The 23,769-nt window shown below is 48.7% G+C and carries 28 protein-coding genes and 2 tRNA genes; 20 read left to right on the top strand and 10 right to left on the bottom strand.

Annotation, left to right across the window (positions count from 1 at the left end):
* The first annotated feature begins 42 nt into the window (after window positions 1-42).
* Window positions 43-534, top strand: coding sequence for a DUF2489 domain-containing protein (locus Q0698_RS12410; protein ID WP_298636992.1), 492 nt, complete (start codon window positions 43-45; stop codon window positions 532-534).
* On the opposite strand, the gene trmA is transcribed toward Q0698_RS12410, so the two are convergent.
* The 9 genes from trmA to rne form a co-directional block, all read right to left on the bottom strand.
* Window positions 531-1,616 carry a tRNA (uridine(54)-C5)-methyltransferase TrmA gene (gene trmA / locus Q0698_RS12405; RefSeq protein WP_298636991.1) on the bottom strand — a complete coding sequence of 362 codons (1,086 nt, stop codon included), beginning with the start codon at window positions 1,614-1,616 and terminating at the stop codon, window positions 531-533. The two genes, Q0698_RS12410 and trmA, sit on opposite strands and share 4 nt — an antisense overlap.
* 45 nt (window positions 1,617-1,661) lie before the next feature.
* Window positions 1,662-2,654 (bottom strand): glycosyl transferase family protein, encoded by a 993-nt coding sequence (locus Q0698_RS12400; RefSeq protein ID WP_298636990.1) that lies wholly within the window; start codon window positions 2,652-2,654, stop codon window positions 1,662-1,664.
* Window positions 2,651-2,971, bottom strand: a complete 321-nt coding sequence (locus tag Q0698_RS12395; protein ID WP_298636989.1) for a TusE/DsrC/DsvC family sulfur relay protein — start codon at window positions 2,969-2,971, stop codon at window positions 2,651-2,653. Before Q0698_RS12395 ends, Q0698_RS12400 begins: the two co-directional genes overlap by 4 nt.
* Before the next feature lie 241 nt (window positions 2,972-3,212).
* Window positions 3,213-3,545, bottom strand: coding sequence for a DsrE family protein (locus Q0698_RS12390; protein ID WP_298636988.1), 333 nt, complete (start codon window positions 3,543-3,545; stop codon window positions 3,213-3,215).
* Window positions 3,545-3,931, bottom strand: coding sequence for a sulfurtransferase complex subunit TusD (tusD, locus tag Q0698_RS12385; protein ID WP_298636987.1), 387 nt, complete (start codon window positions 3,929-3,931; stop codon window positions 3,545-3,547). The genes Q0698_RS12390 and tusD overlap by 1 nt, the downstream gene beginning before the upstream one ends.
* Window positions 3,932-3,967: 36 nt before the next feature.
* A complete protein-coding gene (locus tag Q0698_RS12380; protein WP_298636986.1) occupies window positions 3,968-4,645 on the bottom strand; it encodes a Bax inhibitor-1/YccA family protein in 678 nt (225 codons plus the stop codon).
* A 308-nt stretch (window positions 4,646-4,953) separates the two neighbouring features.
* Window positions 4,954-5,044, bottom strand: a tRNA-Ser gene (locus Q0698_RS12375).
* A gap of 132 nt (window positions 5,045-5,176) precedes the next feature.
* Window positions 5,177-5,267, bottom strand: a tRNA-Ser gene (locus tag Q0698_RS12370).
* Window positions 5,268-5,373: 106 nt separating this feature from the next.
* On the bottom strand, window positions 5,374-8,397 hold the full coding sequence (gene rne, locus Q0698_RS12365) for a ribonuclease E (RefSeq protein WP_298636985.1): 3,024 nt from the start codon (window positions 8,395-8,397) through the stop codon (window positions 5,374-5,376).
* Window positions 8,398-8,953: 556 nt separating this feature from the next.
* Here rne and rluC point away from each other — a divergent pair.
* Together rluC and Q0698_RS12355 are read left to right on the top strand one after the other, a co-directional pair.
* A complete protein-coding gene (gene rluC / locus Q0698_RS12360) occupies window positions 8,954-9,904 on the top strand; it encodes a 23S rRNA pseudouridine(955/2504/2580) synthase RluC (RefSeq protein WP_298636984.1) in 951 nt (316 codons plus the stop codon).
* Window positions 9,904-10,569 carry an HAD-IA family hydrolase gene (locus Q0698_RS12355; protein ID WP_298636983.1) on the top strand — a complete coding sequence of 222 codons (666 nt, stop codon included), beginning with the start codon at window positions 9,904-9,906 and terminating at the stop codon, window positions 10,567-10,569. The genes rluC and Q0698_RS12355 overlap by 1 nt, the downstream gene beginning before the upstream one ends.
* Window position 10,570: 1 nt before the next feature.
* Here the strand turns inward: Q0698_RS12355 and Q0698_RS12350 are convergent, their stop codons facing one another.
* Window positions 10,571-11,155, bottom strand: coding sequence for a nucleoside triphosphate pyrophosphatase (locus Q0698_RS12350; RefSeq protein WP_298636982.1), 585 nt, complete (start codon window positions 11,153-11,155; stop codon window positions 10,571-10,573).
* A 113-nt stretch (window positions 11,156-11,268) separates the two neighbouring features.
* Here Q0698_RS12350 and Q0698_RS12345 point away from each other — a divergent pair, with 113 nt between their 5' ends.
* The 17 genes from Q0698_RS12345 (at window position 11,269) to Q0698_RS12265 (ending at window position 23,624) form a co-directional block, all read left to right on the top strand.
* Window positions 11,269-11,805, top strand: a complete 537-nt coding sequence (locus tag Q0698_RS12345) for a YceD family protein (RefSeq protein ID WP_298636981.1) — start codon at window positions 11,269-11,271, stop codon at window positions 11,803-11,805.
* A 52-nt stretch (window positions 11,806-11,857) separates the two neighbouring features.
* Window positions 11,858-12,037 carry a 50S ribosomal protein L32 gene (rpmF, locus tag Q0698_RS12340; protein WP_121876247.1) on the top strand — a complete coding sequence of 60 codons (180 nt, stop codon included), beginning with the start codon at window positions 11,858-11,860 and terminating at the stop codon, window positions 12,035-12,037.
* 11 nt (window positions 12,038-12,048) lie between these two features.
* Window positions 12,049-13,056 carry a phosphate acyltransferase PlsX gene (gene plsX, locus Q0698_RS12335; RefSeq protein WP_298636979.1) on the top strand — a complete coding sequence of 336 codons (1,008 nt, stop codon included), beginning with the start codon at window positions 12,049-12,051 and terminating at the stop codon, window positions 13,054-13,056.
* 23 nt (window positions 13,057-13,079) lie between these two features.
* Entirely contained in the window at window positions 13,080-14,009 is a 930-nt protein-coding gene (fabD, locus tag Q0698_RS12330) for an ACP S-malonyltransferase (RefSeq protein ID WP_298636978.1), read from the top strand.
* 1 nt (window position 14,010) lies between these two features.
* On the top strand, window positions 14,011-14,748 hold the full coding sequence (fabG, locus tag Q0698_RS12325) for a 3-oxoacyl-ACP reductase FabG (RefSeq protein ID WP_298636977.1): 738 nt from the start codon (window positions 14,011-14,013) through the stop codon (window positions 14,746-14,748).
* Window positions 14,749-14,879: 131 nt separating this feature from the next.
* Window positions 14,880-15,119 (top strand): acyl carrier protein, encoded by a 240-nt coding sequence (acpP, locus tag Q0698_RS12320; protein ID WP_298636976.1) that lies wholly within the window; start codon window positions 14,880-14,882, stop codon window positions 15,117-15,119.
* 95 nt (window positions 15,120-15,214) lie between these two features.
* Window positions 15,215-16,462 (top strand): beta-ketoacyl-ACP synthase II, encoded by a 1,248-nt coding sequence (fabF, locus tag Q0698_RS12315; protein ID WP_298636975.1) that lies wholly within the window; start codon window positions 15,215-15,217, stop codon window positions 16,460-16,462.
* The gene (locus Q0698_RS12310; protein ID WP_298636974.1) at window positions 16,455-17,276 is read left to right on the top strand and encodes an aminotransferase class IV; all 822 of its coding nucleotides are present in this window, start codon (window positions 16,455-16,457) and stop codon (window positions 17,274-17,276) included. Before fabF ends, Q0698_RS12310 begins: the two co-directional genes overlap by 8 nt.
* A complete protein-coding gene (gene mltG, locus Q0698_RS12305) occupies window positions 17,269-18,270 on the top strand; it encodes an endolytic transglycosylase MltG (RefSeq protein ID WP_298636972.1) in 1,002 nt (333 codons plus the stop codon). Before Q0698_RS12310 ends, mltG begins: the two co-directional genes overlap by 8 nt.
* Before the next feature lie 2 nt (window positions 18,271-18,272).
* Complete coding sequence (gene tmk / locus Q0698_RS12300) at window positions 18,273-18,908, top strand: dTMP kinase (protein WP_298636970.1); 636 nt, start codon at window positions 18,273-18,275, stop codon at window positions 18,906-18,908.
* A complete protein-coding gene (locus Q0698_RS12295; RefSeq protein ID WP_298636969.1) occupies window positions 18,905-19,867 on the top strand; it encodes a hypothetical protein in 963 nt (320 codons plus the stop codon). Before tmk ends, Q0698_RS12295 begins: the two co-directional genes overlap by 4 nt.
* Entirely contained in the window at window positions 19,864-20,208 is a 345-nt protein-coding gene (locus tag Q0698_RS12290; RefSeq protein WP_298636968.1) for a PilZ domain-containing protein, read from the top strand. The genes Q0698_RS12295 and Q0698_RS12290 overlap by 4 nt, the downstream gene beginning before the upstream one ends.
* A 1-nt stretch (window position 20,209) precedes the next feature.
* Entirely contained in the window at window positions 20,210-20,971 is a 762-nt protein-coding gene (locus tag Q0698_RS12285) for a TatD family hydrolase (protein ID WP_298636967.1), read from the top strand.
* 50 nt (window positions 20,972-21,021) lie between these two features.
* Window positions 21,022-21,705 carry a tRNA (guanosine(18)-2'-O)-methyltransferase TrmH gene (trmH, locus tag Q0698_RS12280; protein ID WP_298636965.1) on the top strand — a complete coding sequence of 228 codons (684 nt, stop codon included), beginning with the start codon at window positions 21,022-21,024 and terminating at the stop codon, window positions 21,703-21,705.
* Between the two features lie 77 nt (window positions 21,706-21,782).
* Window positions 21,783-22,733: a DUF6249 domain-containing protein gene (locus Q0698_RS12275; protein WP_298636964.1), complete on the top strand. Its 951-nt coding sequence runs from the start codon at window positions 21,783-21,785 to the stop codon at window positions 22,731-22,733.
* A gap of 14 nt (window positions 22,734-22,747) precedes the next feature.
* Window positions 22,748-23,299 (top strand): sigma-70 family RNA polymerase sigma factor, encoded by a 552-nt coding sequence (locus tag Q0698_RS12270; RefSeq protein ID WP_298636963.1) that lies wholly within the window; start codon window positions 22,748-22,750, stop codon window positions 23,297-23,299.
* Window positions 23,292-23,624: a hypothetical protein gene (locus tag Q0698_RS12265; RefSeq protein WP_298636961.1), complete on the top strand. Its 333-nt coding sequence runs from the start codon at window positions 23,292-23,294 to the stop codon at window positions 23,622-23,624. Before Q0698_RS12270 ends, Q0698_RS12265 begins: the two co-directional genes overlap by 8 nt.
* Window positions 23,625-23,769 lie beyond the last annotated feature (145 nt).

Genomic DNA, 23,769 nt, shown 5'->3' with positions numbered 1-23,769 from the left:
TTTAAGCGTATAATCTGTAGATTGATCAGAATTGGAGCTTTTATGCTGACCACCACTATCTTAATCGGTTTTATCCTAGCAACAAGTATTATTGTAGTACTAGCAATTTATGCGCTCAAGCTTACAAAGCAGGTAAAGCAAGTTGAGACTGAACAGGCAGTCAAACTTCAGGATATTGAACAGCGAGCTGAAGCGGCAATGGACGAAGTTGCCTTGGGTATTACCGTGCTGGCCAGAGCTTGTCTTCAGGACGAGCTTTCCACAACCGAAGCGTGCTTACGAATTTGTCATTCGATGGACCAGTTGCAACTGAGTTCATTATACCGAAGTATTCACCCTGCTATTTATGAAGTGTCTGATCGCGCACAGAGTTTCCCCATTCTGGCTGATTACAAGGCACTCACGCCAAAGGAGCAGTTCAAACTCGACCGCCAACGTGATGAGCTTGAGCAAGAGTATGAAGAGGCTGTAAAGCGGACAATGGGCGCTCTGTCGACTTTTGAACGCCCGAAATTTGAAGACGCCGCTGCCTAGCGGCGTTCTAGGATAACGCCAGCTTCCATATGATCAGTATACGGAAATTGATCGAATAGCGCGGCGCGCTTGATAACGTGAGTTTGTGTCAATTGCTGAAGGTTCTCGACCAGCGTAGTAGGGTTACAGCTAATATAAATGATACGCTCGAAGCGCTGACAAAGCTCAGTGGTGTCTGGATCCATACCGGCACGGGGTGGATCGACGAAGATCGTCGATACATCGTAGTCGTCGAGATCTATCTCTTTTAAGCGCTTAAACTCGCGGTCTCTATTCCACGCCTGCGTAAATTCCTCCGCCGATAATCGGGCAACGCTAAGATTTGCTACGCCATTCGACTCAGCATTCAGCTGAGCGGCGCGAATGGAAGTCTTTGCCATCTCCGTGGCCAAGACTTTTCGGTAGTGTGGCGCCAGTGCCACAGAGAAATTACCGTTGCCGCAATACAACTCTAAAAGATCTTGGTTAGTCTGTTGTGCAGACTGAGCGATAGCCCATTCGAGCATCTTCTGACAGACGGCTGCGTTGGGTTGGCTAAATCCACCTTCGTTCTGTCGATAGTGCAGGGCGTTGCGATTCACCGTTAGCACTTCGTCAACCCAATCGCGGCTAATAATCACCTTTTGTTTGCGCGAGCGTCCAATAATAGCGATGGCATAGCGGGCCTCCAATTCCTTCGCGAATGCTATCCACTCCTCGCTCAGCGGGCGGTGGTAGATAAAGGTCACGAGCATATCCCCCGATAGCGTTGCGAGAAACTCAATATGAAAAAGCCGCTTGGCGAGCAGTTCACTAGCGTTCACTTCGGCCAATAGCTTTGGCATTAAGGTATTGATTTCCTGAGAGGCAACGGGGAAATGATCAACAAATATAGGAGTTTTATTATCACCGCGCTTGAACATGGCATAGTGCGCGCCATCGTCAGTGTGCCAAATTCTAAACTCGGCGCGCATACGATAGAACTCTGGCGCGGACTCGTAAGTGTCAAGAGTACCGCCATAGAACGGACTGAGCATGGCAGTTAGGCGGTCAATTTTTTCCGCAAAGAGAGCTTGATAGTTTTCGGGTTGGGTGAAATTCACGCGGTTACCTAGATGCTGAGTTGATTGCGCGAATTATAGTTGATCTTATGCTTGGATATCGAGCCGATTTTTGTCACGACTATGCCAAAGTTGCAGGCTTTCTGCCCTAGCGGCCTCATAATCGGTGTGGTGGTAGGCCATCAGCACGGCAGTCATTGTTTCTAAGATCGTCAATACACCGTTTTCAGCCTCAGGGCTGGTTAGTTCGTCATTACGCCAGACGTCGCAAAGCACCTTAACGGTGGGGGTGGTGGGTGGGAGTCTGGAGCTAGATTGGCGGCTCATCGTGAACTCATAGGCTTTATCGACTTGGGTGATAAAAAGTTGGGTATTCGCAGTAGGACGAATTTCAGCTTCGCCACCGGCCCCTTTAAAGACGAGACTGCCAGTTCGACCGAGACGAATAGAGGCCTGTTGGTGAAGCGGTGAGTAGCGGGGGTGGAATACTGACATGAGCTGTAGTCTAGCTGCAAAGGGAGCGCAGAGACGCAGGACGCTATTCAGCGGCGATCTAAGCCCAAGTTCGAATCTAAGCGCGAGCATGCGTTCGAGCTTTGGAGCCCAGTCGCGCAGTGGCAGGTACGTTGGATTATTCAAGCTAGGGGTTTTTGCCTCGAGTAAACCGAGCTCTCGATACACCGCTTCAGTGTAATATCGACCCGGTGTATGTCCGGGCCCACCATGGACCAATATCCGATAGGACTGACTCAGCGCTAGCTGCGCTAGAATATACCAGTTGCTCTCATCTCGTTTTCCCGAATAGCTTGACCAGCTAATATCGATTTCAGCGCTAGCTTTAGATTGCGCCGGCGCCGAATGAGCTTCGATTGCTCTAACAAAGCCGATGAGTTCGTCCTCGCATTCTTCCTTCACGCGCATCAGCATGAGGAAAGCACCAATCTGAGTATCCGTTACCTCGTCATTGAGAATGGCCGTCATGGCGCTAAATGCTTGCTGCTCGCTAAGATCTTTACGGCCCTTCTGACCTTTACCGATTTGACGAATAAATTCCGCGAAAGGGTGCTCGGTAGTTGTCATAGGCAGTTTTCTGGCTTTGGGAGTCCCGCGATTTTGCTGATGTACTTTGCCGGACTACCTGGAAACAGCTTAAGTAGCGCGATACTTGAGGCGAGCTCATCATGACCCTCGCGCTTGAGAAACTTAATAAAAGCGCGCATGGAGGGTGAGGTTTCGAATTGCTGATGGAATGAGCGAGCAGCGTGGATAGCGATAGTATGACTTTCAGTGAGCTGGATGTTCTCCTCTCGAGCAAGCTCAATGGCAAGCTCTGAGGTCCACTGGTCAAGCTTGCACAGAAAGCCCTCGGAATCTCGCGTTACGTCAGTTAAGGCCATGTGATGACTCGAGTGTGTTGGACACTTAATTGTACTAATTCGGCCGAAGAGCTCATTCCACAACTAGGCGACAAGGCTCTTGCCTGACAGGCGCTCGCAGAGGCTAAGAGTTTGCAGTCTGGCTTGTAGCTAGAGGCCAATGTAACGGCCTGACCCATCAATACAATCGTATCGTTCTGGCCGGCGGCAGCTTTCACAAGCGGAGCGTTCGCTGTTGAGTAAAGTAAATGAAGGCTAGACATCAGAGCACCCACACATTCTTAAAGCTGTTCATCAGTTCATTTAAGGTACCTTCAGGTACTTCCTTAACTGCTATGACCGAATTATCGGGTAGTTGATTGCTACACACATAGATATCTTCGAGGTCGAAGAGCTCAAGGAGCTGGAGTTTCGCTGCCGCAGACTTAGCGAATATTGGTCGCTGATCCGGGGCTAACGCCAGCGCGCTGTCGTTAAGCAGAAGCAGTGCCGCATCGCGATCAAAATTTAGGGCAGCTATCAGTAAGTCAATGCGCTCCTGAGCGATCGGGCTTGCATAGGGGTCCGACGTGAAGCAAATTAGTATATCCCTCATTAGAACCTCACAACTCGATCTGAGTTAGTTTCAGCTTCAATTAAGGAGCCCAGGCCAACAACACTAAACCCCGGCGCTACGGAGGAGGAGCCTTTATCATGGCGGATGGCTTCGTTGGCATTTAATACACCGCGTCGAGTTGCCGAGGCTATGCAGACATTGAGCTCAGAGTTACCTTGCGTGGCAATCTGCCGCCAAAGACTGGCTGCGTCGTGTTCATCTCTGGGAGTAACCGCGGCGTTGAGAGCTGTGATGGTAGCTTCACCCCAAAAGAATACTTGCTCTAAGGTGTGGCCAGCGTCTACAACAGCTTGAGCGAACGCTAATGCATCGTGATGCATTTCGCTGAGTTGGGGTGCACAGGTGATAACAAGCGAAAATTTCATGGTATGAAAAAAGGCGGCTCTCGCCGCCTCATCATTTTAGTCGTCGTTCATTGCACCAAGTAAGTGCAGAAGGTGAACAAAGATTTGGTAGATGCTTAGGTACAAGCTGACGGTAGCCATGATGTAGTTAGTCTCGCCGCCATTGATGATTCGCGATGTGTCATACAGGATGAAGCCAGAGAACAACAATACGGAAGCACCTGAAATAGCCAAAGAGAAGACTGATACGTTAACGCCCATCAATGACGCCACTAGGCCGCCCAATGACGCAACTACGATGACCATTAGGCCAACGAACAGAAATCCACCCATGAATGAGAAGTCCTTCTTAGACGTCAGCACATAAGCTGATAGTGTCAAGAAGATAAATGCGGTACCACCCAGTGCCTGCAGAACGATCTGCGCGCCGCCGGCTACCCCTAGATAGGCACTAATTGTCGGCCCAAGAGAAGCTCCAAGTAAGCCCGTAAATAGGAATACCACGCCGAGACCTGCCGATGAGTTAGCCGTGCGTGGAAGCACAAACCAAACTAGTAAGATTGCCGCAATCATCATCATGAGTGCAGCACCTCGACCTAGGCCGATCGCCATTGCGCCGCCAGCACAAATAGCTGAAAACGCCAAGGTCATGCTAAGCAGCATGTAGGTGTTGCGAAGCACCTTGTTGGTCGCTAGCGCGGAAGGCTGAGCGTAATTCGAAATCTGATCTTGCATAGTCGTAGCTCCTAAAGCTAATTATGTTTCCTAGTTCCTATTATGCGGTCACGAGTAGCCAATTTAAAGAGTTTTTCGCGTGAATAACCGAAGTCGATCCGGTGGTTGGTAAACAACCGCTCAGTTCGCGCTTAATCGAGGTCATGCAGTCAGTAAACTGGTTATTGGATAAGTATAGACTGTCATGGCTGGCTTGAGGCCTTTGGATGAACGGTGACTATAGGTCTAAAGAGCGATAGCGGGCTAATTGAGGTAATATTGATTTACTCGGGGCGCAAAAAAGGGACCTTAAAAGGTCCCTTTGAATATGGCGGAGAGATAGGGATTCGAACCCTAGGACGGCTACTAACCGTCGCCGGTTTTCAAGACCGGTGCTTTCGACCACTCAGCCATCTCTCCAAGCACGCCGACATTATAACGGGCGTTTTTTCCTTGGCAAGAACTATTGAATAAATGATGTGCTAGTCAAAGGAAAAGTACTTAACAATTTTCAGGTATAAAAAAGGGACCTTAAAAAGGTCCCTTTGAATATGGCGGAGAGATAGGGATTCGAACCCTAGGACGGCTACTAACCGTCGCCGGTTTTCAAGACCGGTGCTTTCGACCACTCAGCCATCTCTCCGAACACGCTGGCTATTATAGCGAGCGTTTTCTTCTAGGCAAGTACTTTTTAAAATATATTTTAAAATCAGTGGCTTACGAGCCAAAGCCACTGATTTTTAACGAAGTTACTGATTGCGAGGATCGTTAGCAGGACGCTTTAATACTCGTTTTTCTCGCTGTGGAACTTCGGTAGCTTGTGCACCTTGTTGGTAACTAACTTCGGAAAGTGTTGTTACCTGAGTCTCGACAGTTCGCGCGTTTTCGCGAGGATCGTTCTGTGGGCGAGCCAACTTGCGAGGAGAGCGAGTAGCAACTTCAATCGGTGCTGCAACTTCATTGGTTACTTCCGCTTCAGCCGGTGCTGCAACGTCAGCGGTTACTTCCGCTTCAGTCGGTGCTGCAACGTCAGCGGTTAGTTCCGCTTCAGCCGGTGCTGCAACTTCAGTTGGTGCTTCAACTTCAGCTGGTGCTGCAACTTCAGCTGGTACTGCAACGTCAGCCGGTGCTGCAACTTCAGCTGGTGCTGCAACGTCAGCTGGTGCTTCGACGTCAGCTGGTGCTGCAACGTCAGCGGGTGCTGCAACGTCAGTGGTTACTTCCGCTTCAGCCGGTGCTGCAACGTCAGTGGTTACTTCAACTTTAGCCGGTGCTGCAACTTCAGCAACTGTTTCAACGTTAGCTGGCGCGGTAACTTCAACTAGCGCTTCGGTGTTTGCTGTGTTGTTCGAAGTTGCCGCTGTATCTACCACGTTTACATCGCTATCAGTTGAAGTGGTCTCAGGAGCCTGAGTATCATTTTGCTCCTTAGTAGCGTGCTCTTTGCGCGGTGCGCGCGGCGGCTTAGGAGCCGTCAAATCATTTACCGGCAGTTCCTTAGTGTTACGTGGGCGTGCATCAATACGTCCATTACGCTCACGTGTCGTCTTTTCACTCTTATCAGTGACAATTGCAATTTCAGCAACCTCAAAGGTTGGAGCTGGGGCTTTCGCTGCTTCAGGCTTTTGGTTTTCTACCTGTTGCGCCGGTTTGTTGGTGGCGGGTTGCTCAGCCGCCACTACCGAGTTTTCCGCTACTGCTGGGGACGTAGCTGGCGCGTTAGAACGATTGCGTTGACGATTACGTGGGCGCTTGTTCTGTGGTCGCTTAGCTGGACGCGAGCTATTACTCTCGGTGCTAGGCTTGGAGTCAGTTGCACTGCTATCTGCACCCATCACTGTAGTGACTTCAGGTGGTTGCTCTTTAGAATGATCACGACGATTTCGATGGCCGCGGCGCTTGTTGTTACGAGAGCCTTCGTTGCGGTTGTTGCGATTTCGATCGTTAGGACGAGCAGGGCGGCCGGAATGACGCTGGTTACGGCTACGGGAATCGCGCTTCGGCTCTTCTTTCGGTTCCTCTTCACCTTTAAACCAGGCTAGGATTCTAGCGAATAGACCCTTTGATTCCGTATTAACCTTTGGTGTCTGCTTGCTTCCTTGGCGACCTTTCGGTTTATTAGATGCTTTTTTCTCTTCAAGCGTTTGACGTGAGGGTGGTTTGGAAGTTGGCACAACGTTCTTGACGGCCGGTGAGTCGATATCTGCCATGCTCACTTCAGTCGGTTCAGCGGCGGCAAGCGTTTGCGTAGCTTCATCGCTAAGACCGATGCTTAAACTCAGTGCTCCCGCTTCAGAATCCGACTCGCGCAATCTCAGCACTTCGAAATGAGGGGTAACGAGTTCTTGGTTAGGCACGATGACAACGCGTGAATTGTGGCGAGACTCGATATCAGAAATTGCCTTACGTTTCTCGTTTAGAAGGAAGGTGGCAACTTCAACAGGGGTTACGGCACGAATTTCAGCTGAATGCTCTTTCTGTGCTTCTTCTTCGATAAGGCGAAGAATCGATAGAGCGAGCGACTTGGTGGCACGGATTGTACCGACACCGGAACAGCGAGGACATACGTGTCCCATTGTTTCGCCAAGTGACGGGCGGAGGCGCTGACGAGACATCTCCATAAGGCCAAAGCGTGAGATCTTGCCATATTGAGTGCGGGCGCGATCAACCGTAAGCGCTTCGCGAACTCGGTTTTCAACGGCGCGCTGGTGTTTAGCGGCACTCATGTCGATGAAGTCGATGACAATCAATCCGCCGATATCACGCAGGCGTAACTGGCGCGCAATCTCGTCAGCAGCTTCAAGGTTGGTATTCGCAGCGGTCTCTTCAATATCTGAGCCGCGGGTAGCGCGAGCGGAGTTAATATCGATTGAAACGAGTGCTTCAGTTTGATCGATAACAATAGAACCGCCCGATGGCAATGAAACTTCACGCTGGAACGCGGTTTCAATCTGGCTTTCAATCTGGAAGCGATTAAATAGTGGGATTGGATCGTCGTAAAGCTTGATCTTATGGCGAGAATTCGGCATCACTTGGTTAACAAATAGTGATGCTAGGTCGAATGCTTCCTTATTATCGATCAGCACTTCGCCAATATCGTTGCGAAGGTAGTCGCGAATCGTACGAAGGATTACATTGCTCTCACGGAAGAGGAAGTGAGGCGCTTTTGCTGCGTCGGCTTCTTGCTTAATGGAACTCCAAACTTGGGAAAGATAGTCCAGGTCCCACTGAAGTTCGTCAGAAGTTCGTCCTACACCTGCGGTACGAACGATAACGCCCATGCCATCTGGAGAAGAGATGTTAGACATGGCGTCACGAAGCTGAGCTCGTTCTTCGCCCTCAATGCGTCGTGAGATACCACCGGCGCGCGGGTTATTTGGCATCAACACAAGGTAACGGCCAGCTAAGCTGATAAAGGTTGTCAGTGCGGCGCCTTTATTACCGCGCTCTTCTTTATCAACCTGAACTATCACCTCGGTGCCTTCGCGAACGAGATCTTTTATCTTGCCACGGCCAGATTCACCTTGGCTCTGCTTGCTAAAGTACTCGCGGGAAATCTCTTTGAGGGGCAAGAAGCCGTGACGCTCAGCACCGTACTCGACGAATGCGGCTTCGAGACTCGGTTCTACACGAGTGATTTTGCCTTTATAGATGTTAGATTTTTTTTGCTCGCGAGTACGATTTTCAATATCCAAATCGAACAGACGTTGACCGTCTACGAGAGCTACGCGCAATTCCTCTTGCTGCGTAGCGTTGATTAGCATTCTTTTCATGCGTTTTATTGCTCACTTTATGAGTGGCGATATCGCGACGAATGCCCGGCTAGGGGTGTTAACCAGCATGACTGCGCTCTTAGGGGCAGGTAGGGTCAACGAATTCTGAATTAACAGAATGATCCAGTTTTTATCATCAGCTTTAGTACGACTGACGTGTCATCTTAAACCAAAACGCTTCTGCCTAAGTTTCTAAGCAGCTGCTTGCCGTTGGAATTTCTCGGCAAACTTACGTTGAAGTGTGAATCTGTAATTACGCCCAGCCTGGGACGTTTCGGCGTTTTCGCCTTTACTTAACATGCAAACTGCCTCGGCAATTTACCTAAAAATTTTATCTTCGAGCCTAGATCATTAAAAACCGTTAAGGGATCTAGCTACCACCTCAAAGTGTATTCCCGTTATCCCACCTGTCTTTGAGGTTGATTATTACGGGGCGCATATTTCAGCGACTCGCGACTATAACATCTAATTCAGTCATTTGGAAGTGCGGTGGATGGCATCGTTGGCTAAGAACTTAAGTTGAACGTGTTCCTTATCTATCTGATAAACTAGCCGTATGACTGATAAAGTAATTAGTGACACTGTTCAATTTGTCACCATTGATGAAAATCGGGCGGGACAGCGCCTCGATAACTTCCTTATTGCCGTTCTTAAAGGTGTGCCTAAGAGTCGAATCTATCGGATTCTTCGCAAGGGTGAAGTTCGCGTGAATAAAAAGCGAGTTAAGCCTGAGTATCGTCTTGCGAGTGACGATTTAGTGCGCATTCCCCCTATTCGTTTAAGTGAGAAGGTTGAGGCGGTTGCAAGTTCGGGCCTCCTTGCCGCTATTGAGAGCGCTATTATCTTTGAGAGCGACACATTGATGGTGGTTAATAAGCCCTCGGGGATAGCTGTTCACGGGGGCTCGGGTATCTCACTGGGTTTGATTGAGGCGCTGCGACAACTTCGACCTGAGCAAAAGTTCCTAGAGTTGGTTCATCGTCTAGATAGAGATACTAGCGGATTGATAATGGTTGCTAAGAAGCGCTCTATGTTGGTTTGGCTTCATAAACAGCTTCAGCAGGATGGCGTCGATAAGCGCTATCTAGCCTTGGTTGAAGGGCAGTGGTCGAAGCGAAAGCTTAAGGTTGATGCGCCACTCGAAAAGAATAATCTTCAGTCGGGAGAACGCATGGTTCGCGTGAGCCCGTCAGGTAAGGCCTCGTTGACAAAGTTTCAACTCATTGAGAGTTTGGCTGGTGCAAGCTTAATTGAAGCTAAGCCCGTTACCGGTAGGACACACCAAATCCGTGTACATACTCAATATGCAGGACACGCCATTGCCTGTGACCCTAAGTACGGCAGTGATGAGTTTGCTAAGTTTATGAAGACCAAGGGGCTTAATCGTTTGTTCCTGCATGCCTGGCGTTTAGTTATTACTTTACCTGATGGTGAGCAGAAAATATTCGAAGCACCCCTTGATGAGCGTCTCAATGGCGTTGTGGCGAATTTAAGAAGCGCCTCATAATGATTGTTGTTTACGATTGGGATGGCACCTTAAGTGATAGTCTTGATGCCATTGTTCAGGCTCTGACTGATGCTTCCGATGTCTGCAACTTACCGCGCCTAGAGTCTACTGTGTATCGATCTATTATTGGGATGAACTTGCCCGCTGCGTGCGAAGCTTTATATCCAGCGGAATCAGTTGCTTCGCGAGAGCGCTACGCGGAGGGCTATCGACGGTGCTTCGGTCTTGATAGCGCAACACGTTTGTATGATGGGGCTGCCCAACACTTGGCGGAGATAGCTAAGATTGCGGGAGTTCAATTAGCGGTCGCGACCGGTAAGAGTCGCGAAGGGCTCGATTTTGCGCTAGAAAGTCTAGGTTATGGCAATAGATTCGTGGCAACAAAAACTTCGTCGGATGCGCCTTCAAAGCCGTCGCCGGAGATGTTACTGCAGTTGCGCTCCGAGCTTGAGGACGGTGACGTGGTAATGATAGGCGATAGCGTGCTCGATGTTGGCATGGGCGTCGCGGCCGGGGCATACACGATAGGTGTAACCTGGGGTGTTGGATCACGTGAGCAACTCTTGGCGGCAGGTGCTCGAAGTGTGGTGAATAGTTATGATGAGCTTAGTCAACTGCTAAGGCAGCACTTCAACGCAACTAAAAGCTTTGATTCAGCGTGTTAGTCTAATTAGTCAGTGGGTTGATCCCAATTGCGCGCAGAGCTCTTGCTAACGCGATGAGAGGAAGTCCCTGAATTGCGGTAGGGTCGCTTGCTTCAATTTCCTCGAATATTAGAGGTCCTAGCGATTCAGTTTTAAAACTTCCTGCGCATAATAGCGGTTCATCAAGTTGAATGTAGCGGCGAAGCTCTGAGTCTGAGCTGTCAGCGCGAAATCTAACGCGAGATTCGCTTAAATGTTCTACGACTTTACCATTACTACATAGCGTGAAAGCGGTGTGAAAAGTTACCCATTTGCCGCGACTGGCCAAAAGTTGTTGAAGGGCCTTTTCTTTGGTATGAGGTTTGCGTAGCAATTCACCTTCGCAGGTTGCAACTTGATCGCTGCCGAGAATCCAGTGGTCTTCTTCTGCCGAGGGAATAGACGTCGCTTTGAGTGTTGCGAGTCTGGACGCTCTATTTGCGGGGGGTTCATTAGCGATTACAGTTTCGTCAGTTCGTGGACTCTCGCAGCTAAACGTTACGCCAATTTGACTTAATAGTGCCTTGCGACTGAAAGAAGTCGATGCAAGCGTAAGTTTGTATGTCATAATAGGGTTACCGTTAAATTTAAGTGGTTGAAGGGATATTAAGGGGTTTACCTTAGTCGTCAAGTAGATTTCCCTTTGACTTGTTCGTTGACTATCAATAGAATGCCGCGCCTATGTCAGAGGAACAATTGAACCGACAGCTACCCGACCATGTTGATGGTCGAAAGATGGCTGATCATGATGTTTGTTTAGAAGGTTTTGTCCCCGTGGCAAAATTAGAGCGCCTCGATACGATGACTCGCGAAGCGGGTGATTTACTTCCGGTAACGGCAACGTTCCGACGTAATGAAGCCCGTCACCGCTGGTTACATCTTGAAATGCGTTCTGAGCTAACGATAGAATGTCAGCGATGTCTTGAGGGTTATCGTTACCCGATTGAGGTAGATTGCGAGGTCATGCTCGTTCGCGATGATGAAATTGCGAAAATCGTCCCACGACATGTCGAGCCAGTAGTGCTCGACGACGATGCGGTAAGTATTTGGGAGGTTCTCTCTGATGAGATCCTACTAGTGCTTCCGCAAGTGAGTCAGCATGACGTCGAGCACTGCCAAGGTAGTGCGTCGTTTGAACTTGGCCCCGGGAAGGCCGACGCAAGTGTTGAGCTTGATGTTGAAAACCCATTTAGTGTTTTGGCGAAGTTAAAGAAGTGATTCTTAAATTTCGTTAGAATTGAAGTCACAACGATTTTTGGAGCTATGACCAATGGCTGTTCAGAAGAGTAAGAAAACACGTTCACGTCGCGGTATGCGTCGTTCACATGATGCACTAACAGGTAATGCATTATCAGTTGATTCAGTAACTGGCGAGAAGCACCTTCGTCATCACGTATCAGCTGACGGTTTCTACCGTGGTCGTAAAGTTGTAGACACTGACGGCGAATAAGCTGTTAGTTAATGCGCTTAGCGATTGATGTGATGAGCGGGGATTTCGGTCCCCGCACATCTGTTCCAGCTTGTATGACAGCCCTGGAACGTTTTCCTTTCCTAGCCCTCGACCTCGTGGGTGATCCTCAGGCTATTCAAGCCTATACCAGCTCGCTTTATCAACATCGTTTTCGAATTGTCGCTGCAACGAATACCATTACCCAAAATGCGTCAATTGGCGAAGCACTTCGTGGCGCTCAAGATAGCTCGATGCGTGTCGCCCTTGAACAAGTTTCAAATGGTGCAGCTGATGGCGCCGTCAGTGCCGGAAATACCGCTGCCTTAGTGGCATTAAGTTGCAAATTGATTGGCTGTATTGAAGGGATTAAACGCCCTGCAATCTGCGCACAGCTTCCGCGCAGAGATGGCTGTTTCTTTTTGCTAGATTGTGGTGCTAACCTTACCGTTACTGCGGATCAACTGCACGAATTCGCTGTAATGGGCGACGCCTTGGCGCGAGGGGTAGGCAGTGTCGAGGCTCCTCGAGTGGCGTTGCTTAATGTTGGTAGCGAAGAATCTAAAGGGAATTCAGTAGTTCGTGGTGCAGCAGATAAAATTAACGCCAATACAGCGATTTGCTTCGATGGTTTCATTGAGGGGCACCAATTATTCGATTCGTCTGTTGATGTCATCGTTTGTGATGGTTTTGTGGGTAATGTGGCACTGAAAACAACGGAAGGCTTGGCGCTTCATCTTCGCGATAGAGTGAGTATGTCGGTTTCTAGAGGCTGGCGCCGACTGTTTACACCGCTCACTAAATTACTACTTCGTAAGGTTGTTAATTGGTTGAATCCAAGGCGTTATAATGGCGCGAGCTTACTTGGCCTATCGAAAGTCGTGGTGAAAAGTCACGGTTCCGCAAATGTAGAAGCCTTTTACGCGGCAATTGATTGCGCTATCCGGGAGGTTAACGCAAAATTACCCCAGCAAATTGAGTTGCAGATTAATCTGCAGCCAAGTGATGCTAATAAAGTATGAAACTATAGAGGTTTTAATAACCCATGAATAACGCAGCATTAGCTTTTGTCTTTCCAGGGCAGGGCTCTCAGAAAATTGGTATGCTAGCAGAGTTAGCAGAGCAATATAGTACAGTTAATGAAACCTTCGCTGAGGCGAGTGCCATCCTAGGCTACGACCTTTGGACACTTTGCCAGCAGGGTGATCAAGATGCCATTAATCAAACTGCAGTGACCCAGCCTTTATTACTAACGGCTTCGATTGCAGCATTTCGAGTCTGGCAACAGCAAAGTTCAACGGTTCCAGCTTACGTGGCTGGTCACAGTTTAGGAGAGTGGTCGGCGCTAGTTGCCGCTGATGTTGTTGACTTTGCGGACGCGGTAAAGTTGGTTCAGCGTCGTGGTGAGCTTATGCAAGAAGCCGTTCCAGCGGGTGAAGGCGGCATGGCAGCAATTCTCGGCCTAAGTGACGAACAGGTGATAGCGGTTTGTGCCGAAGCTGGCGCACATGCAGTGAACTTTAACTGTCCCGGTCAGGTAGTTATCGCAGGTTCAGCCTCTGCGGTAGAGGCTGCTGTAGAGGGGGCAAAGAACGCAGGCGCTAAACGAGCGATACCGTTGGCAGTGAGTGCTCCATTTCACACTCCTATGATGAAACCGGCGGCGGACGCGCTCGCGCTAGATATTTCAGCAATCAGCTTCCGCGCTCCGAGTATTCCTGTCGTTCACAACGTTACCGCGGAGACTGAATCGTCGGCCGAGGCCATCAAGCAATTGATGATTGAGCAGGTCTACTCGGCGGTTAAGTGGACTCAATCGGTAGAGTTTATGATTAACGCTGGTATAGAAATAACGATTGAGTGTGGAACTGGTAAGGTTCTTTGTGGTCTCAATAAAAAGGTATCTCGTAGCTTGCAAGTTGCATCGCTCGAGGATTTAGCTGGCTTGGAAAAAGCACTAGGATTGGTAAATTAATATGTCAGAGAATAAAGTCGCGCTGGTTACCGGCGCTAGCAGAGGAATTGGCAAAGCCATTGCAACAGCGCTTGGTGAAGCAGGTTTTACTGTCATCGGTACTGCAACCTCAGAATCAGGTGCGGAGGCTATTAGTGCCCGGTTTGCAAGTGAAGGCGTTACTGGTTGTGGCATGATGCTTAATGTAACAAGCCCTGAGCAAATTGATTCGACGATCAAACAAATTACCGCTGATTTTGGTGCGCCAACGGTGTTAGTTAACAATGCTGGCATTACCAAAGACAACATTATGTTGCGCATGAAAGAAGATGAGTGGAACGATGTAATCAATACCAACTTGTCTTCGGTCTATCGGGTTACTAAAGCCTGTCTGCGCGGTATGACTAAGGCGCGCTGGGGGCGCATCATTAATATTGGTTCGGTCGTGGGACAGATGGGTAACGTTGGTCAAGCTAACTATTGTGCCACGAAAGCGGGGGTTGAGGGTTTTTCGCGCTCAGTCGCTAAGGAGCTCGGTTCGCGTGGCGTTACTGCCAATACCGTGGCGCCAGGTTTTATTCAGACGGATATGACTGACGAACTCACCGAGGAACATAAGGCTATGATGTTGTCTAATGTTCCTGCCGGGCGTCTAGGTCAACCCGAAGAAATTGCTGCGGTGGTGGCGTTTTTGGCGAGCGATGCGGCGGCTTACATCACTGGCGAAACCATTCATGTCAACGGCGGCATGTACATGTAGGGTGTTTGTAGTCACATTTTTTGGGGTTTTTCACTGGAATCTGTCCACAATCACAGGTAATATCTCGACCTATATTTTATAAGCACGTAAATATCGTGCAACATTAACCTCTATCGGAGAAGATGGATATTATGAGCAGCATCGTAGATCGCGTTGTAAAAATCGTAGCAGAGCAACTTAACGTTAAAGAAGATGAAGTCACACTGGACGCATCTTTTGTTGAAGACCTCGGCGCAGATTCACTAGACACTGTTGAGTTGGTAATGGCTCTTGAAGAAGAGTTCGATACTGAAATCCCAGATGACGAAGCAGAAAAAATCACTACAGTTAAGTTGGCAGTTGATTACATCAACACAAACCTAGACGACTAATATCGTCTCTGTAGAAAAAGAAGCCGCGCTAGTTTCCTAGTTGCGGCTTTTTTTTATGCTAAATTAGGTAATAATTTACAGTTTTTGGAGTAATCATGTCGAAGCGACGTGTAGTAGTAACTGGAGTAGGGGGCTTAACCCCTCTCGGTAATGATATCGCCACTACTTGGGCAAACCTGCTGGCTGGAAAAAGCGGCATTGCACCGCTTACTCAGTTCGACACGAATCCCTTTACCACCCATTTCGGTGGTTCGATTAAAGATTTCGATGTGTCACCCTATCTTTCGCCCAAGGACGCTCGAAAGATGGATATCTTCATGCAATATGGTATTGCGGCAGCCGTTCAAGCAGTGAATGATTCGGGATTAGACTTCGAGACTGAAAATAGTGAACGCTGCGGGGCTGCAATAGGCTCCGGCATTGGTGGCATTGGTTATATTGAATCGGCGCGTCAAATAATTGATGCTAAAGGTCCACGTAGAATGAGCCCGTTCTTCGTCCCGGGATCTATTATTAATATGATCGCCGGTAATGTAGCAATTCAATATGGTTTAAAGGGGCCCAATATAGCGATCACAACAGCCTGTACAACGGGTACCCATAATATCGGCTTTGCCGCACGGATGATTGAGTATGGTGATGCGGATGTAATGATTGCCGGTGGCGGTGAAATGGCTACCACCGAAGTCGGGCTAGGCGGTTTTGCCGCTGCAAGAGCGCTATCTACGCGCAACGATAATCCTCAGGCTGCTAGTCGGCCTTGGGATCGTGATCGCGATGGCTTTGTCCTTTCTGACGGTGCTGGGATGTTGATTTTAGAGGAGTTAGAGCACGCGAAGTCCCGTGGCGCTAACATCTATGCTGAACTTTCCGGTTTTGGTATGAGCGACGATGCATTTCATATTACGTCGCCACCAAGCGATGGCGCTGGCGCCGCTCAGTCAATGAGAATGGCACTTAACAACGGCCGATTGAATACCGATGAACTTCACTACATCAACGCTCATGGAACTTCTACGCCGGCAGGTGATGTTGCCGAGTGTTTAGCGGTTAAGTCAGTGCTTGGTAACCAAGCTCCTCATGTCGCAGTGAGCTCTACTAAATCGATGATCGGCCACCTCTTAGGGGCGGCTGGTGCCGTGGAGGCCATCTTCAGCGTATTGGCAATTCGGGATCAAGTTGCACCTCCCACCATTAATTTGGACAATCCAGATGAGGGTTGCGACCTCAATTTTGTGCCGCATATCAGCCAGGAGCGCGTCATTAATTCAGCGCTCTCTAATTCATTTGGCTTTGGCGGAACAAACGGTTCTCTTCTCTTTACGCGGTATCTGGGTGACTAAATTTTGGATAGATGGGGTTGAGAACGGGGCGATTCCCTATGATAACCGTTCACTGATGTACGGAGAGGGGGTGTTCGAAACACTGCGAATAGTTGATGGCAGTATTCCGCTGCTCGCAGCGCATTGGCGGCGGGTAAGACGGGCTGCGGCTCAACTTGGCATAGCCATAAGCATTGAATCCGCCGAAGGTTTTCTTCAATCAATCGATTTATCATCGCTTCGATGGCTGCGCTTGCAGTGGTCTCCATGCTCAGCGGGTAGAGGATATGGAGCTCGGAATAATACTGCCCAGTGTCAGCTGCTTGCCTGGGGTGGAACGGATCTAACTAACGCGCCCGGTTTGGTGAAGTTAGTAAGCTTGACGACTCGTCTTTCCCCGCGCACATTCTCAAGTGGCTTGAAGATGGTTAGCGCGGCGGATTACAGCGCAGCAGCCAGTGAATTAGATAAGCTCGCTCAGCACCAACACCTGGCCGATGGACTATTGCTGAATGCGGAGGGTAATGTAATAGAAACTACCCGCAGTAACGTGTTCTTCCTCGGCAGCGAGGGTATTGTCACCCCATGCCTGAAAGAATATGGTGTATCTGGTGTGATGCGCTCGGTAGTCATTGACTTAGCGAAGGCGAAAGATTGGCCGCTATCGATAAGACCTGTGAACCAGCAGGAACTCGGGAGCTTTCACAGTGCTTACCTAAGCAATGCATTGATGGGATGTATTCCCGTGGCGCAGATTGACGAGTACCGCTATCAAAGCAATAATCGCTATGACTTACAATCACTCACGAGAGAACTTGGATTTAATAATGACTAAGAAGATTCTGCTTGGATTCGTATTATCCTCACTGCTCGTGATGGTATCTGCCTTGGTTGTAGATAGTCATTGGCAATCACAGTGGGCCGATAATACGTTGGCCGAAGATCGAGTTTACAATATAGCCGCGGGTCGATCTCAGCGCGCTATCTTGAGTGATTTGTCGACCATGGGGTTAATTCCAGAATCTATTTGGTTCCAGCGCTGGATTAACTTTAAAGGCATTGATTCAGTTCAGTCAGGCGAGTATCAACTGAACGCAGGTGAGAGCGCTGAGCAGATTTGGAGCCGATTGGCTATCGGTGATGTTAAGCGCTATCAGATCACTATTATCGAAGGCATGAGTATTAGAGAGATCATGGTTCTGTTGCAGAGTCAGGATACGCTTATCGATGATATTACTGGTGGTTCACCAACTGAATTAGCTCAGCAGTTAAATATCGATACGGCGTCAGCTGAAGGCTGGCTGGCACCTTCGACCTATTACTACCATCGAGGCGATAGTGTCTTGAGCGTGTTACGGCGAGCAAAGAGTCTTATGAATCAATGGCTCAGCGACGCATGGGAAAATCGGAGCGATCGGGCCGCGGTAACGACCGCGTACGAAGCTTTGATTTTGGCATCGATTATTGAAAAGGAGACCGGCGTTGCAGCAGAGCGACCCGAAATCTCTGCCGTGTTCACTTCCCGTCTGAATTTGGGGATGCGATTACAAACTGACCCTACGGTGATTTATGGCATGGGAGACCGTTTCGATGGCGATATTCGTCGGCGCGATCTACGTGAAGCTACGCCTTGGAACACCTACGTCATTCGAGGCCTACCACCAACACCTATCGCAAGTCCTAGCAGAGAAGCCGTCATCGCTGCGGTTAACCCTGGCGACGGTGATTATTTATATTTCGTTGCGAAGGGCGACGGTAGCCATTACTTTAGTCGTACGCTTGAGGAACATAATAAAGCGGTACGTGAATATCAGCTCAAGGGACGTTAACAGTGAGTAGCGGACAGTTTATTACCATCGAAGGCGGGGAAGGAGTAGGAAAGTCCTCTAATCATCGCTTTATTGCGGATTTTCTCCGAGCCCGAGGCCTCGAAGTTGTCGAGACTCGTGAGCCGGGAGGCACACCGCTTGCTGAAGAGATTCGCTCTCTATTACTTACCAAGCGTTCAGAAGTGATGAGTTCTGCTACAGAGTTGCTATTAATGTTTGCCGCTCGAGCCCAACATATTGAACACGTTATTCGGCCTGCCCTTGCGAGAGGCGCGTGGGTTCTATGCGATCGTTTTACCGACGCTACATATGCCTATCAAGGCGTGGCACGCGGTTTGGGCACGGAATTTATCGTTGAGTTAGAGCAGTCGGTACAGGGTGATTTGCGCCCTGATCTTGTTGTACTGTTAGACTTGGATCCGCGTGTAGGTATGGCTCGAGCTCAAAATCGAGGTGAGACTGATCGCATTGAACAGGAGAATATTGAGTTCTTTGATAGGGTTCGACGCGGCTACTTGGACCGAGCCGAGACTAACCCAGAGCGCTTTCTAATTGTCGATGCAGCGGTCACACTTGAACAAGTTCAGCAACAAATTGCCGCAGGGCTGACTCGGATTTTAGGCTCGGTATCAATATGAAGGATTCGCTAGCTCACTGCCCGTGGATAGCCTCCTCTGTTGACGATATTAAACGTCGTGGGAGCGACGGGAGTCTTGCCCATGCACTACTACTGGCAAGTCCAGCGGGTATTGGCAGTGAACTTTGGGCGGATACGGTCGCACAAGCGCTACTTTGTCAAAGAGAACAATGGGACCAGCAATGTCAGTGCCAGAGCTGTAATTGGTTTGCAGCGGGCAGTCATCCGGATTTTAAGGCAGTTCAGACTGAGGAAAAGTCTGCTGTGATTAAGGTTGCCCAGATTCAAACGATAGTTGATTTTGTGGTGAAGACCTCACAGTGCGGTACCAAAGTGATTCTTATTAAAGATTCTGAACGCATGAACTTAAGTTCATCCAACGCACTTTTGAAGACCTTAGAGGAACCTCAGGGTAGCTGTTATATTCTTTTGCACACGACCAACCCGGGTAGATTGTTACCCACCATTCGCAGTCGGACGCAGTTGCAGCAGCTCGATCTTCCTTCAAAAGCTCAGGCTGTCGAGTTTTTAGCGGCTCGGGGAATTGAGGATCTTCCAAAACTTTTCGCAAAGCGTGCACTGCGCGCACCGGTACAAGTTGCCGAACTCTTGGAATCTGAAGACTATTTGGATAGAAAGAGTTGGTTGTTAGCCCTAGCAGAGAAACAAACTATTGATGTGCTTCGCGCTGCGAAGAAGTTCTCGTCTACCAAGATGGATGATTGTATTTATTGGTGGATCGGGTATGTTCAAGAGGCAATACGGCATATCGATACACCGAGTCATGATTGGTTTACTTTTCTAGCGCGATTAAACACGCTCTATGATCGTTTACTATCCGGAGCGAATCCCAACGCTCAGCTGACACTCGAAACGCTATTAATGGACTGGTATCGGATCAGTCGTAAGTTCGATTTTCATTTGGAAGAAGATGTTTCAATAAAAAGGTTAAGTGAATGAGTAATGCAGGATCGGGTGGTTTCCTAAATCACAAATTCCAAGATGGCGCCTCGCTATACGCGGCCTATATGCCATTTGTAGAGGATGGGGCGGTTTTCATAGCCACTCATCGTCAATTCAATATGGGTGATGAAGTCTTTCTAGCCTTAAGTTTTCTAGATGATCCACAGAAGTTCGGTGTGACCGGTAAAGTAGTTTGGCTAACCCCTAGAGGGGCACAAACGGGAAAGCCCGCGGGTGCAGGGTTTCAGTTTCTCGAAGATGACCAGAATGTTAAGCAACATATCGAACAGCTATTGACGGGAACATTGTCGTCGGCACGGCCAACGCATACGCTATAAAATGAGATTAATAGATTCACACTGCCACTTAAATCGTCTGCACATCAGTGCTTCAGAGGCTATCTCTGATGCTCGTTCTCGAGGCGTTACGGGAATGATGTGTATTGGCGTAGATGAAGAAACGATGCCCGAAGTCCTCCACATCGCAGAGCGTGAGCAATCGGTCTGGGCCTCGGTAGGTATTCATCCCTTATCCGTTTCAGAGGATAACAATCGTGAACAGCTATTAGCTTGGTTAGCTCACGATAAGGTGGTCGCGATCGGCGAAACGGGTTTGGATTATCACTATCAGAAGGAGCCGGAGCAGCTCGCAAGTCAACGTGATAGCTTCAGTTGGCATCTACGGCAATCGAAGGCACTACAAAAGCCCGTCGTTATTCATACTCGCGCTGCTGAAGACGATACGCTGGCGCTCATTAATGAACACGGTTGCCCAACAGCGGGTGGCATTTTGCATTGTTTTACCGAGCGTTGGGAAATGGCAAAAGCAGCGTTAGACTTCGGCTACCACATTTCAATCTCTGGAATTGTTACCTTCGGGTCAGCTTCTGAGCTCCGAGAGGTAACGCGAAAAATACCGTTGGATAGATTGTTGATTGAAACCGATGCGCCGTGGCTGACTCCTGCTCCTAACCGAGGCAAGCCTAATCTACCTGGTTATGTTCGAGATGTTGCCGAATATATTGCGGAGCTACGCGGTATCTCCGTCGAGGCACTGGCAGAACAGACAGCGGAGAACTTCACCCAGCTTATGAAGCTATGAATCATCCAATCTAATAGCTAATGAACCTATGACTTAATGAACTAATTTTCATGACTCCCGAACGTTTTGCATTCTTCAATCGTTTAATCGACCATCGACAGCTTGATTTAACGCTTGTGAATGATGGAATCCACAAGCAGCAGAATCTGTCCGCTATTCTTCGTACCTGTGATGCAGTGGGTGTTGCCCGAATACATCGTGTCTTTGATCACCGCAGCGCAAAAACCTTCCGCGGCACTGCGGCGGGTAGCCACAAGTGGGTAGATGTCGTCACCCACGAGACTTCTTCCGAGGCTATCGCTCCGCTTCGGGAGCAGGGCTTTCAAATCATCGCAGCACATCTAAGCGAACAGTCAGTTGATTTCAAAGCGATTGACTACACCAGACCGACCGCAATTGTCATGGGTAACGAGAAGTTTGGGGTGAGCGACGAAGCGCTTGCTCTGTGTGATCATGTTATAACAATCCCAATGATTGGGGCGGTGGAATCTCTCAATGTTTCAGTCGCGGCAGCGTTAATACTCTATGAGGCAATGCGCCAACGGGAGCACACAGATTCCTATGGGGTAAGACAAATGGGGCAAAGTGAGGCAGAGAAGTTGCTATTCGAAGTGACTCAGCCCCGATTAATGCGCTACTGTAGGGAAAAGAAGATTGCTTACCCTGAGTTGGATGAAAAGGGCGAATTGCGCTTTCCAGAACAGTGGATCGCTGCCCTACGGGCCAAAAAATAAATATTACAGTTTCTTGCATCCAAAACGTGACCTAGAGCGTCAATATTAATAACTCAAATACGAAAGAGAACTTTACTATGACCAACGCACTATTGAAGCATCTTGCAATCGCCGGTTTGGCGGGAGCGGTGAGCTTTCCAGCAATGGCTAAGGCGCCGATTTCAATCACGTTTGTAACCGATGAAATTGTTGAAGGAAAGCAGAGTAAGGAATCGGAAGCTGAAACGGAGTTCGATGCAGAGTCAGAACTCGAGCTTGAAGTGATTGAAGAGCGCGCGCCGACTGTTGAGTTTATCATTGATGATGGCAGTGGCGAAGGGAAGCGCGCTATTAGCTTCACCGTCAGTGATCATGAAGGTTCCGAGCGTGTCGTCATGGTTAACGAAGATGGCGAAGAAATCGAGATTTCTCGTAGTGAGGTGATTCGAGAGCGCGTTGATGAGCTACGTACTCGAATCGAAGAGGGTGAGAGCTTAACTCGAGAACTGAAAACACGTGAGTTTGAGACTGAGATTGAGATGGCGATGCGGGAACTCGAGCTAGCCGGTACCGAAGCAGAATCATTGGATCCAGAACAATTTCATTCTTGGCTTGTGGTGAGAGAGCAGCAAAAATCGGAAGAATACTTCTGGACAGAGGTGTTAATTCCCATCACTGCAATTATTTCGGTTTTCGGTATGCCAGTATTCATCGTAGCGTTGGTTAGCTACTTCCGGTTCCGTCGCCGTCGTGAAGTGACTCATACTATTGGCGATATTGTTGCTAAGAACCCGACCCTAGATAATGAGCGCCTCGAAGAGATAAAGGGACTCCTGTCAGATACACCTGCAGCAACGAAGTCTGCTCGGGCAGTGGATCGCGACCTTCGTCGAGGCGCGATACTCACGGCAATTGGTGCAGGAATCTTGATTTATCAGCTATTTAACTGGAAGTTTGACTCGTTAATTATCGCGCTAGTGCCTTTATTCATTGGTATCGCGTATCTCTGGCTACATAAGATTTCACCGAAGTCCGCTGAGCAAGTTTAAAAGGAATTTAGATTATGGCGATCAGTGAGGAAGATCTGATCGCTCGAGTACAGAGTAAACAGTGTCAGCACGCCTTCGGTGAATTAGTTAAGATGTACCAAAGTGATGTGCGACAGCTACTGCGAAAATTAACAGGTGGCGATATGGCTACCGCCGATGATTTAGCTCAAGATACCTTTATTAAGGCGTTCAAGGGCGTTAAGAATTTTCGGAAAGAAGCAGGCTTTAAGACGTGGTTATTTCGTATTGCTTGGAATGTGTATCGAGATTATTATAGATCTAAGAAACGCAGACCAGAAGACTACGTTGAAGAAGTTCCAGAATCTGCAGTTGAATCGGACTTTAATGCACCGATGAAAAGCAAGGCTCTGGAGGCAGCATTGGATACTTTGTCGAGCGATCAACGCATGGCAATCTATTTATGTTTGCAACAGGAGATGACACAGCAGGAAGCAAGTACTATTATGGGTCTACCACTTGGTACAGTAAAATCTCATGTAAACCGTGGAAAGGCTAAGTTAGCGTCGCTACTAGCCGGATGGCAAAGAGAGGGTGAATATGGCTAAAGACATAGATGATAGATGGTTAGAGTCGCTGCTTAACGACAGTGATGATAGCAATCATTACATCCCAGACGACGGCTTCAGTGCCGGCGTAATGCATGCCATTGCCCAGGAGCAGATGGTGCGGTACCAAAAATGGCGTAAAGTGATTTTGGTACTATCGGCATTACTCGCTGCAGTCGCTGTTTTTTACGGCAGTTCAGGCTTCTCCGTCGGTGATTTCATTCAGCAAACCTTTGCTCGCTTTGATTTTATCGTGTTGATCCCAGCCGCAGCACTTTTAGCGGTCGCTATGTCAGCAGGGTGTACATTACTACTCCGTGATTAGATCGTTAACTGAACAGAATTAATCATGCAGAGAAGCCGACATAAGTCGGCTTTTTTTTGTTTCAAAAGTATTCAGCGCATAATCTTTTTATTTCTTCTTCAGCTATTAGAAAAAGATGGTCGTAAATACCCAATTTCGGTTAGCA

Origin of the sequence: uncultured Umboniibacter sp. (genome assembly GCF_947497555.1) — a bacterium.
Classification (GTDB): domain Bacteria; phylum Pseudomonadota; class Gammaproteobacteria; order Pseudomonadales; family DSM-25080; genus Umboniibacter.
This window is presented reverse-complemented; position numbering and strand designations above follow the sequence as displayed.